We start from the raw sequence: 13935 nt of genomic DNA, 5'->3' as shown, positions 1-13935 counted from the left end.
ACCTGCCGGGGTGATAAGCCTTGTACCTCCGGGCGGTTCCCTTACGGGGAGACGTAACGGAAAAAAAGATGCACCAGGGTGGCCGGTCACTTCACCGATCCGGGTGCGGCGGTGACGATCGGGAGCGCCCGGGCAAACTCGGGAAGGAGCTCGGCGGGGATGCCCATGACGAGTTCGTCATTCTCAATCCCCGAGAACCGGCGCGAGCCGTCGCACCCGAGCGAGTAGTTGACGTTGCCGGTGAGGTAGGGCAGCGCGGTCGCGTCCGCACAGACCGACTGGATCCCCGCCATCGTGGACTCGATCCGCCCGCCGAGCAGGTAGAGCGTCGTCTGAGCGAGTTTCAGCATCGCCCGTGGTTCAGCGACGATGACGACGACGTGCGGGTCGAACGGCGTCTTCTCAAGCGGCGCATAGACGGTCGCATACGTCTCGAGTTCCGGGACATGCGGCACCTGCCGGATGGTCCGCATGCAGGCGGCCCAGCTCTCGAATTTGCCGAGCTTGTAGTAGAACTCTCCCGTGCGAAGGCTCGGCGTGAGTTCCTTCAGCCCGAGGGCCCAGCCGCCCCCCATGCAGACGTGTTTGTCGGCGGTCGCGTAGAAGATCTCGCCGTTCAGCCGTGCCCGGGTGATCATCTGGCAGTGGCGGACGGTCTCGTCGATCGGCCCGACCCCTTCGGGGATGCCCGCGGGGTTCTTTGCGAGTTTCACCGCGACCGGCGAGCCCCGCAGGTTGAGAGCGTTCTTGAGCGTCTCCGCGATCTCCGCGTAGGGGATCTCCGTGCGCATCTGGTCTTCCATAATCGTGCTCACTCCTCTGTGGAGATAATCCCCGCGGTCATTCATAAAATCTCTGTTCGGGGTATCGGCAGGGTCAGAGGTTGCGCAGTTTATGGTTCACCTTCTCAAAGAAGGGCTTGCCCGTATGGGCGAAGAGGGCAGGCTGCTCCGACTTCTTGACCGTGAGCGTGGACTCTTTCGCGAGCTCGAACGTGCTCTGCCCGTCGATGACGAGGTGCGCCGGTTTCTCGGTCTCGAGGGTGATCTCAAGCGCCCTATGGGTGCTGATGAGGTGAGGACGGGACGAGAGCATATACGGCGCGAGCGGTACGAGGAGGAACCCCTCTATCTGCGGGTCGACGATCGGCCCTCCCGCGCTCATGGCATAGGCGGTCGAACCGGTCGGGGTCGATACGAGCAGGCCGTCCGCCCGGAACCGCTCCGCAGGCGTTCCGTCGACGTAGACGCCGAACCGGAGCATCTTCGCCGGGCGGTCGGTGACGACGAGCCCCTCGTTGAGGGCGTCGCCGAGCGGTCTCCCGTTGACGGCGAGGCTGACCCGCATCCGGCTCTCGACACGGAACCCATCCATGTGGTCGGCGAAGAACGCTCCTGCTTCGTCGGGTTCCAGGTCAGCGAGGAATCCTACCTCGCCCCAGTTGATCCCGAGGACCGGAATCTGCTTCTTCATCTGGTGGACGGTGAGGAGAACCGATCCGTCGCCGCCGACGACCACGACGAGATCGCCGGCGATCTCCTCAAACGGGATACCCCCTTCACCGAGATGTTCCGCCGTGCCTTCCTCGAGAGCAACCTCGTGCCCCATCTCCTCGAGTTCCCGGGCGAGCGACGCGGTGTAGCGGAGCGCATCCGCCTCATCGAGACGCGATACAAGGACAATCTTCATGCGCGGTTCACCTCAGGTACTCGATGACCTTGTTGTGCACGATACTGTTCGTGGCGACGAGGCTCCGCCCGACGGATACCTCGTCGGGGAAGACAAGCGCGTTTCCTTCGAGATCAGAGACAGTTCCCCCGGCCTCCTCGCAGATCAGCATCCCCGCCGCTGCGTCGGTGACCCGGAGCGTCCCCCGCACGTCGATGAAACCATCGATGCGGCCGCACCCGACGTAGCAGAGCTCGAGCGCCGATGCGCCGAGGAGGCGCCACCGCCGGATCTTCCGGCCGATCATCTGGACACGGGTCGGGTCGAACTTCCGGCCATAAACGCTCATGGCGCTCTCTTCGAGGAGGGAGACACCCGAGACGCGGATGGGATGGCCGTCGAGGCTGGCCCCCCGCCCCCGGACAGCGCAGAACGTCTCCCCGGTGGCGAGGTTCTGGACGTATCCCGCCTGAACGACCCCTTCTTTTGCATACGCAATCGAGAGGGCATAGAACGGGATCCCGACCACGGCGTTGTAGGTGCCGTCGACCGGGTCGAGGAAGATGGTGCCGCTCTCCCCGCCCATCTCGGCGCACCCGAGCTCTTCGCTGATCAGGCGCCGGCAGAACGGGTGGCTCGTGAAGTAGTCAACGATGATATCCTCTGCGACCTGGTCGATCTTCTTCGTGGGCGTGCCGTCCGCGCCCATCTTGACGTACGCACCGCCCTCAGGCGTTCCGACCATGCCGGCCACGGCATCCCGGACCGCCCCTGCCACGTCCTCACATGCCCGGATGAACTCCATCAACTCTCCTCGTCCCGTCCCTTATTCTACGGTGTATTTATGTACTGTAATTCAGATACATTAATCACGCGTTTACCGAGTGAGACAATATGAAGGAACAGACAGAAGTTGGGAAACTGAAAGAAGGACGTTACGTCGTCGTAGATGATGAGCCTTGCAGAATTGTCTCCATCGCCACCTCCAAGCCGGGGAAGCACGGGGCAGCAAAGTCCCGGATCGACTGCATCGGCATCTTCGACGGCGTCAAGCGCTCGATCGTCCAGCCGGTCTCGGCAAAGACCTACGTGCCCGTAGTGGAGCGGAAGATGGCGCAGGTCATCTCGATCGCCGGCACGACCGTCCAGCTTATGGACGTCAAGGACTTCGATATGTTCGAACTCAACGTGACCGAGGAGCAGATCGCCGGTCTTGAGCCGGGTAAGGAGATCCCGTACATATCATCCCTGGGCAAGAAGAAACTTGAGTGACCTTTTCTGGCTTACGAAAACGGGCATGCATGAGCTCGCCCATCTCCATTTTGCGGATGCGGATGCATCGTATGAGGATGCCCGCTACGCCGTCTTCGGCGTCCCCTACGACGGAACGACGTCGTTTCGGCCGGGGGCGCGGTTCGGACCCCGGGCGATCCGGGAGGTCTCGTTCAATTTCGAGTCCTACGACCCCGGGACCAGAATAGACTTTTCGGAAGTGCCGGTGACGGATCTCGGCGATCTTGCGGTCTCCCGGCTGCCGGAGGAGGTCGCCGGAGAGGTCGCGGACGTCGCGGGAGATATCGTCCGCGACGGCAAGGTGCCGGTGATGCTCGGCGGCGAGCACACCGCGACCGTCGGCGCGGTCAGGGCCGTCCGGCCGGAGGTCTACGTCGTCTGCGACGCTCACCTGGATCTCCGGGACGAACTCGACGGGACGCCCTACAGCCACGGGTGCGTCACCCGGCGCGTCCTCGATACGGTCGAGGACGTCGTCATCATCGGTGCCCGGAGCGGCGATCGCGAGCAGTATGAGATTGCGGCGGAGAGGACGCGCCTCTACACCGCCGACGCGGTGCGCGAGCGGGGGATCGCCGCCGTCCTCCGGGAGGTCCGGGAGCACGTTGCGGGGAGGAGGATCTACCTCTCGATCGATGCCGACGCGATCGACTGCTGCCTCACCCCCGGCCTCGGGACGCCTGAGCCGTTCGGGATGACGCCGCTCGAGATCCGGGAGGTCGTGCGTGCCCTCGCGCCCGAGGTCGCGGGTTTCGATTACGTTGAGGTCGCGCCGTTCGATACCGGGCAGACGGCGGCAGTGGCGGCGCAGATCGTGCGGGAGTTCATCGCCCGGCACTGGCTCGCTGGGCAATGAAGACAATATAACTTTTTTTTTTAAAAACGACTGCCCGTAGGGCAGGAGTTCGAGCACCGAAGGTGCGAGTGACGACTGTCCGTAGGGCAGGAGTTCGAGCACCGAAGGTGCGAGTGACGACTGTCCGTAGGGCAGGAGTTCGAGCACCGAAGGTGCGAGTGACGACTGTCCGTTGGACAGGAGTTCGAGAAGACCAAAGGTCTTCGAAGAACGGAGCAGGAGAAGCCGTCAGGCTTTGAGACAGGATCTTGAGAACCCCGAAGGGTTCCGAACGGGGGTCAGAGCGCCATCCAATACGAACCGGAGGGGGGAGGTGCCACCGGGAACCGCACTCACCCTCTACCGGGTTTCCGGTTTCACGCACCCGTCTCAGGCATCCAGGTACGTCTCCGGCACCTGGATCGCTAAGTTGTAGGAGTCGATGCACCGGGTGTTGATGACCAGGTAGTAATCGTGGTAGCCCTCGTAGAAGGTGCTCACCCACTGCTGCTTCCTGAGATCGGGCTTATCCTTCACCGCCAGGAAGTCGGCGAAGTTGAGGGTGACGACCCGGACGAACCGGTTCGGATCTTCGGCATCCATGACCTGGCAGTTGAAGAGCGGGATCTCGTCGTTCGAGGTCGTGACATCCGAGTAGTCGAGCCGCCAGATCGGGAACGGGATCCGGACGATCCCGGTCGTCCCCGACCACTGGCCGTCGATCGTCGCGTAGGTCACCCACCGGGTGATGCCGGGCGCGTTCACGGTTCCGGGCGGTGGGACGGTCATGTTCAGGCGGCTCTCCCCGGCCGGGACCTGGTAGACCCCGGGGTCGACGAACTTGACCGGCCGCGGCTTTCCATCCCAGGTGGGCACCGGCGTGGGTGTCGGCACCGCAGTTACGGAGGGGATCGTGGGCGTCCATGCCGGGGTTATCGTCGGCTCCGGCTCCCCGGCCCCCCATAGTCCCGACGGCTCGCCGGTCGCCGCCGGCTTGATGATCAGGGCCAGCACGAGGACGACCACGATTCCCAGAACGACGTAGATAAAGTCCTGCTTCTTCGTCATATCCAGTTCCTTCCTCCCCTTCGATTGAAGGCCATCCCGTGCGGCCGATCCCTCATTCACCCTCAGCACCGGAGAGGTGTGCTGAATATTTCCCGTATGGAAACATTGTTTCCAAAATGAGGCGATCGCTCGCGGGGTTTTTCGGTACAGGTATCGTTGTACCTCCGGCTACAAATACTTGCCTGAGAGCGATACAGGCCGATAACGTGGATTTAATAAGTATTCATTATCCAAAACAGCAATTTTCGAATCTCCGGATATTTGAATAGTTTTTTATACAGGCTTACGCAAATACTCCCGTGTAACCGTATCGGCCCGGATGAGGCCTTCATTCGGACTCCGGTAACAGGAGGAAACGTTACATGAGCAAAATGATGAGAAACGAAGACGCATTCACCGGCCTTGAGGCCGCGATCGTCCTGATCGCCTTCATCGTCGTTGCCGCAGTCTTCTCGTACGTGGTGCTCGGCGCCGGGTTCTTCACTACCCAGAAGAGCCAGGAGGTCGTCCACACCGGTGTGGCCCAGGCAAGTGCGAACATGGAAGTGTCGGGACCTGTGGTACTCGAGACAAACAGCACTGCACACAGCGTGTATAATGTGTCGTTCTACCTGCAGCTTGCAGCGGGTGGATCTCCGGTCGACATGAAGAAGGTCACGTATACCGTCTCGACGAAAGACGAGCTGAAAACGTATGACTATGGCACTGCAGATAAAAACGTCACACTGACCTGGTTCAACAGCGCGACACCAGCAAACGAGCTTCTGGAGAAGTTCGAGACGGTGCGTGTTGATGTGCCCGTTGGAGACTACATAACCATCAGCGAGAACCAGAGGTTCACCATCGAAGTGAAGCCGGATATCGGCGCTTCCTACCCGGTATCCCGTGTGGCTCCTCCGGATCTGGCAGCGAGTAAGTTCTATGAGGTCTACTGAGGTGACGAGAATGAGAAAGAACTTTAACGAAAACGCATTCACCGGTCTTGAGGCGGCGATCGTCCTGATCGCGTTCATCGTCGTGGCCGCGGTCTTCTCGTACGTTATACTCGGCGCCGGCTTCTTCACAACCCAGAAGAGCCAGGAGGTCGTCCACACCGGCGTGAGCCAGGCAAGTTCCAGCATCGAGATCGTCGGCAACGTCTATGGCGTGAACAACACCACAACCGATGGTGGCCTTGGGTACATCAAGTTTGCAGTCGCAAACACCGCCGGCGGTACCCCCATTGATGTGACCCAGATGGTGGTCGTCTACATCGATGAGAACACCCGCCAGGAGATGGACTGGGAGGCTGGTGCGGACGAGGATGACCTCAAGACAGCAAATTACAACAACTGGACAATCCTTGAGTTCTACAACAACGTGACCGACAACACGCTCCTTGAGCCGGGCGAGCAGTTTGTATTGGGCATACATGTCGCGGACCCCGCCCCGAACCAGCAGTTCTCTGTAAACCTGCAGCCGGCTGCCGGTGCCGTTTACCCGATCAAGAGGACGGTCCCCCCCGCTATCAACACGATTAACATACTCCTCTAACCTTTTTTTTGCGTTGAGCCGTTTGAGGCCGACCAGACCAATGTTTATCACCAACCTTGCTCATCCAGCCGGGGCCAGGTGTCACACCCTGATTTGTACGAGGTCGCCTGCAAGCAACCATACTCGTACCCGAGGGTCGGGGACGATCGTCTGCAGGTCTATCGTTGAAAGGAGAATCACCGGCTACAACCGATCGAGCGCAGTGTAAGGCGCTGCTGCCGCCCGGCCACCATACCCATCGGCCTCGATAAGATGCCCCAACGAACCGTATCCCGAAAAAATCCACTATTGTGTTTAGAAGACGTTAAGGCGAACGGAAATCAATTATCAACACAAGCAACTTTTATTAACTATGACATTGATATAATCCACTATTATGGTGGGGGTAGACCAGGCTCAAATCGATAAAATTCTCTCCGGCGCGTCCAGCGAGGACCCGGAGGCACGTCTCGACACCCTCGAGAAGGAACTGGACTTCGTCAAGACGTCGATCAAACGGCTGCTCATCGATCTGCGGGAGCGGATGAACGAACTGGACAACCCGTTCACCACCGCCACCGTACCGTACGGAGGGAGCCGGTTCGCGCAGCCCTATGACGCCACGGACAATGAGGAGCCGGACGATACGACGCCCGAACTGGATGCTCTGCCCAAACTGGATCCGATGCCGGCCAATATCGGCACTCCGGCGCCCATCGGAGTTGAGGGGCTAGACGGCGGCGAACTCTTCCCGGCCGACCTCGGGGAGGCACGCGTCCCGGAGATCCGCACTGCAGATCTCCCGCAGGCGAAACCCACGGGAAAACTCAAACTCCAGAAGGTTCACCGGCTCTTCGAGTGGGTTCACCGGGGATGCTCCCGGTACGGGCACGAGCACATGGCAATCATGATCGACGCCTACCGGTCGATGGGTTACATCACCGAAGGGGTCTCCGACCAGATCGGCGAGATCATGAGGATGGCGCCCGAAACCCGCAGAGACGTGCAGGAGATCGGCCCGAACGAGTTCGTCTCGGAACTCTATATCTTGAACAGGATCCTCGACCCCGACGACTCCACACTCGATAGGGACATGATCGAGGTGCTGATGCTCTCCCGGCGGGATGGAGGGGAAGCGAGCAGCGAAAAGATATCTTCACAGGAAAAGAAGACCGGTGATGCCTGGATAGAGTTGCTGGACAGGATATGATGGATGTCGAGCGAAACCTTCACCACAGCGATGTTCCTTATCGCCGCCATCATATCGGCCGGCGTCCTCATTAACGCAGTATTCCCGGTAATCTACACGCTCTCGAGCACGATCTCGTCGTCCTCCCACAACGTGGACGAACGGTTGAGTACGGACGTAAAGGTCGTCACGACCTACGCCAGCAGCTCCGGCCACACGGCCAAGATCTGGCTGAAGAACATCGGCACCGGGAGGGTTCCCGATGCCAGCATACAGAGGGCCGACGTCTTCCTCGGCGGCCGGGGAAACTTCATACGGTTAACGCGAGCGGCGACGCTTGATGAGGGAGGAACCTGGAGGTATGAGATCCTCGAAGACGCCAACAACTACTGGGACCCCGGCGAGACGCTCTATATCGAGGCGATGACCACACAGATTCCCGTTAAAGGGGATATCGTCTACTTCCAGTTCGTCCTCCCCTCCGGTCTCTCCCGGTCGACCACCTTCACCGCGAGTGATTGACCATGAGTGCGGGACCCCTCGTTGCATCCGGAATCGGCATCTTCCTCCTGGTCGTCACCGCCTACATCCTGATAGGCGGCACCCTCACCACCACCGAAGTGATGGTCGAAGCGCAGAGCAATCTCGCCTCCTACCAGGAGGTTCGGATGCGGACGGCGATCGCAGTCCAGAACACGACCCTCGACGGCCCGACCCTCTCCGTCGAGGTGAAGAACACCGGGAGCGAACCGGTCATCGACGTCACGTCCATCGACGTCTACCTCCAGATCGAGGGCGAACCGGTCTACATCCCCTACGGCACCGACGCCTGCCACTGGAGCAAGGTGAACATAACTCCCGACGGGATACACCCGGCCGAGCTCGACCCCGGCGAGACCCTCACCCTCTCCGTCACCTGCACGGAGGACGCCAACCTCACGTGGGTTCAGGTCGTCACGCCAAACGGGGTCTCCAGTTCGGCATACATAACCACAGGTGACTAGTATGGCTATGAGCGACGACGAAAACAGCAGTCCCTTCGAGATGCCCGACCAGACGATCCTCTCGACCGGGAACTCCGAACTCGACAAGAAGATCGCCGACGGCCTCCCCCTCGGGTCGCTCAGCCTCATCGAGGGCGAGAACGACACCGGCAAGAGCGTGCTCACCCAGCAGATCATCTGGGGCGCCTTGAAGCAGGGGTTCAACGTCGACCTCTTCTCGACCGAGAACACGAGCAAGAGTTTCCTCACCCAGATGGAGTCGATGAGCCTCGATGTCTCCGACTACTTCGCCTGGGGCTACCTCCGGGTCTTTCCCATGCACGTCGTCGGGTTCGAGTGGACGAAAGAGAAGATGCAGGGAACGCTCGAGCGGATGATCACCTTCATGGAGCAGAGCAAAGCACAGGTGATCGTCATCGACTCGCTCACCCTCTTCACCGAGTACGCCAAGCAGGACACGGTCCTTACGTTCTTCACGAACTGCAAGAACCTCGTCGACCACGGCAAGACCATCCTCGTAACCCTCCACACCTACGCCTTCGTCGAAGACTCCCTCGTCCGGATTCGTTCGATCTGCGACGCTCACCTCTTCATGAAGAAGGCGCTCGTCGGGGGCAAATACGTCATGATGCTCGAGGTCGTCAAGGTTCGCGGCGCACGAAAGACTACGGGTAACATCATCAGTTTCGAGGTTCACCCCGGGTACGGCATCAAGATCATCCCCGTCTCGGTCGCGAAGGTGTGAGAGATGGGATCGGCGCTGGAAGCAACGGTCACCCTCCCCTTCGAGCCCGAGTTCATCGACGAGGGGAACGACTGCTACAACAACGTGGAGTCCTGCGCACTCTACCGGATGCTCCCGGCAAACGCCCGCGACTACGTCAAGGCAAGCCCCCACCTCCTCGAGTATCTCCACATCCTGCCGGTCAACACCGTCGGCATCCCGCTCTTCCTCTCGGAGCTGAAGCGGGACTTGAAATCGATGGAGAACCCGAACATCATCTACCCGGTGAACGAGACGACGTTCATCCATATCTTCCCCGACCCAAACGATGTCCGGAACTGGTACATCCCGATCGAGCCGTCGTTCCTGCACTCCGTCAAAGAGATCCTCCCGGTGATCGAGGAGAAACTGATCGATCTGATCGACGCCCTCGATGAAGAGCCGGTGACCCAGCAGGCACGGGTCGGGGTGCTGAAGAACTTCATCCAGCAACTCGTCTACGTCAAACGGCCGGGTGAGGAGATCGACGAATCCCTGCTTGCCGGCGGAACGGCAAAGGATCTCGCGGTCCGGATCAGAACCTTCCTCACCTCGGAGATCGGCGCGCCGAAGCGACCGCAAACTTCGGGGCGCCAGGAACTTGCCGACGGGCGGATCATCCTCACGCAGCAGGAGTACAAGGCGCTCGAGTACATGATAATTCGCGACAAGATCGAGATGGGGACGCTCAAACCGTTTCTCTCCGACAGGTATATCGAGGATATCACCTGCGACGGCGTCGGGCCGATCTTCATCGAGCACAAGATCTTCAAAGGGCTGAAGTCGGTCATCGGGTTTCGAGACTCCCAGGAACTCGACAACTTCGTCATCAAACTCGCCGAGCGGATCAAACAGCCGTTGACCTACAGGAACCCCATCGTGGACTCGACCCTCCCCGACGGCTCGCGTATCAACATCGTCTACGGAACCGAGATCAGCAAGCACGGCAGCAACTTCACCATCCGTAAGGTGAACGAGGTCCCCCTGAGCATCCTGCAGGTGATCGAGAGCGGGGCGTGCGACTACATGATGGCCGCCTACCTCTGGATCTGCCTCGAATACGGGATGTCGATGTTCGTCTCCGGCGAGACCGCAAGCGGCAAGACGACCACCTTGAACGCCCTCACGACCTTCCTCCCGCCCGAGAACAAGATCGTCACCATCGAGGATACCCCGGAACTGACCGTCCCCCACAGAAACTGGACACGCGAGGTCGCAAAAGCCAAAGGAAAGGGCGAAGGAGAAGGCTCGGAGGTCACGATGTTCGATCTCCTCAAAGCTGCGCTGCGTCAGCGTCCGAACCAGATCCTGGTCGGTGAGATCCGTGGTGTGGAAGGGTCCGTCGCCTTCTCCGCAATGCAGACCGGTCACCCGGTGATGAGCACCTTCCACGCAGCGTCGGTCGAAAAACTGATCCAGCGTCTCTGCGGCGACCCGATCAATATCCCGAAGACCTACGTCGACAACTTAAACCTGGTCATCATCCAGAGCGCCGTGAAACTCCCCCATGGGGGGACCGTGCGGCGGATGCTCAGCGTCAACGAACTCGTGGGCTACGATCCCGAGACGCAGGGGTTCTCCTTCATGGCGGCGTTCGTCTGGGACCCCGCTACCGACGCCTTCACCTTCACCGGGAGAGGAAGCAGTTTCCTCCTCGAGAACAAGATCGCAACGATGCTCGGCATCCCCGAGAACCGGCGGGCCGACATCTACGATGAGGTCGACAAACGCGCGAAAATCCTTGAGCGGCTTCACAAAGCGGGATACACCCAGTTCTGGGATCTCTTCCACATGACCACGAAGATCAAGAAGCAGGGACTGCTCAACATCGAGGTGTAGGCGTTGTTTGAGGATGTGACCGAACGGCTGCGGGCGGCAAACCAGGGGAAGATCCCGTTCGAGGAGCAGGCGAAAATTCTCGGCGATCTCCGCTCCACCATCCTCGAGAACAAGAAGATGGAGCAGGATCTGCTCCTCATGTACACCTACATGGCCGCGATCACCACATCGACCGTGACCAGACCCGAGATCTTCCAGTACACCGCCGAGCGGTTCGAGTACATCCCGTCGCGCTACATAGCAAAGGTGCAGCGCCTCGTCAGCGGGTGGGGCCAGAACTACTCCAATGCCCTCCGGGCGGTCGCGGAGCGGTGCCGGAACGGAACCCTCCAGAGCATGCTCAACCGCTACGCCAACTCCATCGACTCCGGTGTCCCGGACGACGATTTCATCGGCACGGAACTCTCGAGCATCCGGAGCATCTACCGGAACTCGTTCGAGCAGGGGATCGAACTCCTGAAGAAGTGGGGCGACGCCTACATCGCGATGCTCCTCTCGGGAGCGCTCGTCGCGATCATCATCATGATCTCGGTGGCCATCTATGCTCCCGACGGGATCGAATCGGCGCTGAACTCATCCTACTTCATCATCCTCGCAATATCGGTCTTCGGCCTCTTTATCATGTACCAGGCCGTCCCCGACGACCCCCGCACGCACGGCCTTGTCGAGATCTGCTCGCGAGAACAGGCCCTCATCCGGCGGCTGGAACGCCTGATCCTGCCGATAACCGCGGCAATCGGGCTGATGCTCATCCTCGCCGGCGCCAACGCGGGCATCATCTTCCTGCTTGTCGGCCTGCTCCTGATGCCGCTCGGGGTCATCGGCTACATCGACGACGCGAACGTCGTCAACCGCGACAACGACTTCTCCACGTTCATCCGGGGCCTCGGGTCGATCATGGGCGGCAAAGGCATCACCACCGGCGACGCGCTCCAGGAGGTCGACAGGAAGTCGCTCGTCCACTTAGAACCGTTCATCAACTCGGTCTCGACGAAGCTGAACCTCGGGCTCGACGAAGCCGGGAGCTGGAAGAAGTTCATCGGGGAGACCGGCAGTTACCTGGTCTACAAGTACATGAACATCTTCCGCGACGCGGTGGCTCTCGGCGGATCGCCCGACGCGATCGGAAAGATCGTCGGTTCATCGATGCTCGAACAGGTGTTGCTCAGGAGGAAGCGCGACATGATGGTGAAGGGGTTTATCGTCCTGCTCGTGCCGATGCACGGAGCGATGATCGGCATCTTCGTCTTCCTCTTCGAGATTCTCCTCTCGATGTCCCGCGCCGTGACGGAGGTGATGAGCCATTTCGAGGAGACCTCAGCAGCACTCACGGGAGGAACGTCCTCGCTCGGCGGCTCCATGGCAACGTCCCTGAACATCTTCGTGAACTTCCCCGAAGACGTAATGCGAACCTACGTGGTGACGATCCTCTTAATGCTGACCGTTGCAAATGTACTGGCAGGAAAGATTGTCATGGGCGGCGACCGATACCTGTACTACTTCTTCACAAGCCTGCTCTGCGTGGCAACCGGTGCCGTCTACATCATTGCACCGATCATGGTGAGCGCATTCTTTAACATTCCGGCATTCGTGGAGGTGTGATGTTGAGAGAAAGTCTACGTCGTCCGCTCTTGTTTCTGATCACCGTCGGTACAGGCTCCGTGATCATCATCTTCGACGCCACCACCGAGATCATCGTCGCGGGCACCGTGCTCGCAGGGTTCCTCGCGCTCATCGTCACCGGGGCGCTCGATCTCGCGGAGTTGAAACCGTCGAGGCTGCGCGCCGCGTTCCGGGAGCGCGGAAAGAAGAAGGAAGAACCCGACCTGCCGAAGACAGCAAAATCAGATGCACCGGCAGAGAGCGCGTCCTCCAGGATCACCCTCCCCGGCATCTCCGGTATGCTCGGAACCTTCAAGGCATCGGTCATGGAAGCGATCGCGCACGCCCGCGCTCCTGAGGGGGAGAAGAAGAGCAACATCCAGAAGATCGATGCCATGCTCGATCAGGCGGTCGAGGGCGCGGTTCCCGATCAGTCCATCACCCCGGTGCCCCCGAAGGCCAGCGGGAATACTAACGACCCCCTTGCTTCACTTGCGGACCTCGACATCGACTCGCTGGAGGATCTTGACCTCGACGGCGAAGCGTCAGGTCAGGGGACGATATTTGATCCCGATCAGATCTCTCTTCTCTCGGCAGAGGATGCGGATGCCATATCGGACATCCTCAAGTCGCACGAGGACGAACTCGACGACTTCGATCTCCCGGCCGGTATCAACCTTGGCGGAGGCGCCGGCGAACCCGACGCAGCCCTCCCGCCGGTAGCAGCGAGCATCCCGGAACTGTCCGGAGACGACGGCATGCCGGACATGAGCGCGCTGAGCGAAGAACTCTCCGCGCTTGACGAACTGGATCTCGACGAGATCGAGATCGAGGGCGAAGAAGAGGAAGAAGAGGAGATCGACGCTGCAGAATCTGTCCCGGAAGAAGACATCTTCGGGGATATAGCGGAGGAGACGAAAGAAGACTTCGACATGGTCTCCTTTGCGGCCGGCGGCGCGGTCGAGGACGACCTGATCACCGCACTCAAAGCCGATGCCAAGAAGAAGGATTTCGTGGAGGATGTCAGCCTGGTTCGCGAACTGAAAGGAGAGAGGTTCCATGCGAAGGACCTGGCGGCGGAACTCGAGGATATCCTCACGACAATGAAATCACAATGATGATAGCATCACGCAGAGTATAGTAATACAGGGAGGTAGGGGAG

General features: G+C 60.1%; 15 protein-coding genes. 11 read left to right on the top strand and 4 right to left on the bottom strand.

Features of this window, described 5'->3' with window-relative positions:
• Nucleotides 1–86: 86 nt before the first annotated feature.
• The 3 genes from MCUHO_RS07065 to MCUHO_RS07055 all read right to left on the bottom strand — a co-directional run bounded on the left by MCUHO_RS07065 (nt 87) and on the right by MCUHO_RS07055 (nt 2473).
• Nucleotides 87–803: a DUF169 domain-containing protein gene (locus MCUHO_RS07065; RefSeq protein ID WP_067075774.1), complete on the bottom strand. Its 717-nt coding sequence runs from the start codon at nt 801–803 to the stop codon at nt 87–89.
• Between the two features lie 73 nt (nt 804–876).
• Nucleotides 877–1689 (bottom strand): NAD(+)/NADH kinase, encoded by an 813-nt coding sequence (locus MCUHO_RS07060; protein ID WP_067075771.1) that lies wholly within the window; start codon nt 1687–1689, stop codon nt 877–879.
• A 7-nt stretch (nt 1690–1696) separates the two neighbouring features.
• The gene (locus tag MCUHO_RS07055) at nt 1697–2473 is read right to left on the bottom strand and encodes a bifunctional fructose-bisphosphatase/inositol-phosphate phosphatase (RefSeq protein WP_067075768.1); all 777 of its coding nucleotides are present in this window, start codon (nt 2471–2473) and stop codon (nt 1697–1699) included.
• 89 nt (nt 2474–2562) lie between these two features.
• Between MCUHO_RS07055 and MCUHO_RS07050 the strand changes: the two genes are divergently transcribed.
• Both MCUHO_RS07050 and speB read left to right on the top strand, forming a co-directional pair.
• On the top strand, nt 2563–2940 hold the full coding sequence (locus MCUHO_RS07050) for a translation initiation factor IF-5A (protein WP_067075765.1): 378 nt from the start codon (nt 2563–2565) through the stop codon (nt 2938–2940).
• 25 nt (nt 2941–2965) lie between these two features.
• Nucleotides 2966–3817: an agmatinase gene (gene speB / locus MCUHO_RS07045; protein WP_067075763.1), complete on the top strand. Its 852-nt coding sequence runs from the start codon at nt 2966–2968 to the stop codon at nt 3815–3817.
• A 369-nt stretch (nt 3818–4186) separates the two neighbouring features.
• On the opposite strand, the gene MCUHO_RS07040 is transcribed toward speB, so the two are convergent.
• Entirely contained in the window at nt 4187–4864 is a 678-nt protein-coding gene (locus MCUHO_RS07040; RefSeq protein ID WP_067075758.1) for a hypothetical protein, read from the bottom strand.
• 362 nt (nt 4865–5226) lie between these two features.
• Here MCUHO_RS07040 and MCUHO_RS07035 point away from each other — a divergent pair, with 362 nt between their 5' ends.
• The 9 genes from MCUHO_RS07035 (at nt 5227) to MCUHO_RS06995 (ending at nt 13891) form a co-directional block, all read left to right on the top strand.
• Entirely contained in the window at nt 5227–5799 is a 573-nt protein-coding gene (locus tag MCUHO_RS07035) for an archaellin/type IV pilin N-terminal domain-containing protein (RefSeq protein ID WP_067075755.1), read from the top strand.
• 10 nt (nt 5800–5809) lie between these two features.
• Complete coding sequence (locus MCUHO_RS07030; protein WP_084385967.1) at nt 5810–6397, top strand: archaellin/type IV pilin N-terminal domain-containing protein; 588 nt, start codon at nt 5810–5812, stop codon at nt 6395–6397.
• Nucleotides 6398–6773: 376 nt separating this feature from the next.
• On the top strand, nt 6774–7586 hold the full coding sequence (locus tag MCUHO_RS07025; RefSeq protein ID WP_067075749.1) for a hypothetical protein: 813 nt from the start codon (nt 6774–6776) through the stop codon (nt 7584–7586).
• 3 nt (nt 7587–7589) lie between these two features.
• The gene (locus MCUHO_RS07020) at nt 7590–8087 is read left to right on the top strand and encodes a flagellin (protein WP_067075746.1); all 498 of its coding nucleotides are present in this window, start codon (nt 7590–7592) and stop codon (nt 8085–8087) included.
• A gap of 2 nt (nt 8088–8089) precedes the next feature.
• On the top strand, nt 8090–8569 hold the full coding sequence (locus MCUHO_RS07015; protein ID WP_067075742.1) for a flagellar protein FlaF: 480 nt from the start codon (nt 8090–8092) through the stop codon (nt 8567–8569).
• Between the two features lies 1 nt (nt 8570).
• On the top strand, nt 8571–9314 hold the full coding sequence (locus tag MCUHO_RS07010) for an ATPase domain-containing protein (RefSeq protein ID WP_067075739.1): 744 nt from the start codon (nt 8571–8573) through the stop codon (nt 9312–9314).
• A 3-nt stretch (nt 9315–9317) separates the two neighbouring features.
• A complete protein-coding gene (locus MCUHO_RS07005; RefSeq protein WP_067075736.1) occupies nt 9318–11171 on the top strand; it encodes a type II/IV secretion system ATPase subunit in 1854 nt (617 codons plus the stop codon).
• 3 nt (nt 11172–11174) lie between these two features.
• A complete protein-coding gene (gene flaJ / locus MCUHO_RS07000; RefSeq protein WP_067075727.1) occupies nt 11175–12773 on the top strand; it encodes an archaellar assembly protein FlaJ in 1599 nt (532 codons plus the stop codon).
• Entirely contained in the window at nt 12773–13891 is a 1119-nt protein-coding gene (locus MCUHO_RS06995; RefSeq protein WP_067075724.1) for a hypothetical protein, read from the top strand. Before flaJ ends, MCUHO_RS06995 begins: the two co-directional genes overlap by 1 nt.
• The last annotated feature ends 44 nt before the right edge of the window (nt 13892–13935 follow it).

Source organism: Methanoculleus horonobensis (assembly GCF_001602375.1).
Classification (GTDB): Archaea; Halobacteriota; Methanomicrobia; order Methanomicrobiales; family Methanoculleaceae; genus Methanoculleus; species Methanoculleus horonobensis.
This window is presented reverse-complemented; position numbering and strand designations above follow the sequence as displayed.

Bases quoted from the DNA above. Each gene is read 5' to 3' on its own strand.
- MCUHO_RS07040 (WP_067075758.1), bottom strand. From the start codon at position 4,864: ATGACGAAGAAGCAGGACTTTATCTACGTCGTTCTGGGAATCGTGGTC.
- speB (WP_067075763.1), top strand. From the start codon at position 2,966: ATGCATGAGCTCGCCCATCTCCATTTTGCGGATGCGGATGCATCGTAT.
- MCUHO_RS07030 (WP_084385967.1), top strand. From the start codon at position 5,810: ATGAGAAAGAACTTTAACGAAAACGCATTCACCGGTCTTGAGGCGGCG.
- MCUHO_RS07060 (WP_067075771.1), bottom strand. From the start codon at position 1,689: ATGAAGATTGTCCTTGTATCGCGTCTCGATGAGGCGGATGCGCTCCGC.
- MCUHO_RS06995 (WP_067075724.1), top strand. From the start codon at position 12,773: ATGTTGAGAGAAAGTCTACGTCGTCCGCTCTTGTTTCTGATCACCGTC.
- MCUHO_RS07020 (WP_067075746.1), top strand. From the start codon at position 7,590: ATGTCGAGCGAAACCTTCACCACAGCGATGTTCCTTATCGCCGCCATC.
- MCUHO_RS07015 (WP_067075742.1), top strand. From the start codon at position 8,090: ATGAGTGCGGGACCCCTCGTTGCATCCGGAATCGGCATCTTCCTCCTG.
- MCUHO_RS07025 (WP_067075749.1), top strand. From the start codon at position 6,774: ATGGTGGGGGTAGACCAGGCTCAAATCGATAAAATTCTCTCCGGCGCG.
- MCUHO_RS07035 (WP_067075755.1), top strand. From the start codon at position 5,227: ATGAGCAAAATGATGAGAAACGAAGACGCATTCACCGGCCTTGAGGCC.
- MCUHO_RS07005 (WP_067075736.1), top strand. From the start codon at position 9,318: ATGGGATCGGCGCTGGAAGCAACGGTCACCCTCCCCTTCGAGCCCGAG.
- MCUHO_RS07065 (WP_067075774.1), bottom strand. From the start codon at position 803: ATGGAAGACCAGATGCGCACGGAGATCCCCTACGCGGAGATCGCGGAG.
- MCUHO_RS07050 (WP_067075765.1), top strand. From the start codon at position 2,563: ATGAAGGAACAGACAGAAGTTGGGAAACTGAAAGAAGGACGTTACGTC.
- MCUHO_RS07055 (WP_067075768.1), bottom strand. From the start codon at position 2,473: ATGGAGTTCATCCGGGCATGTGAGGACGTGGCAGGGGCGGTCCGGGAT.
- MCUHO_RS07010 (WP_067075739.1), top strand. From the start codon at position 8,571: ATGGCTATGAGCGACGACGAAAACAGCAGTCCCTTCGAGATGCCCGAC.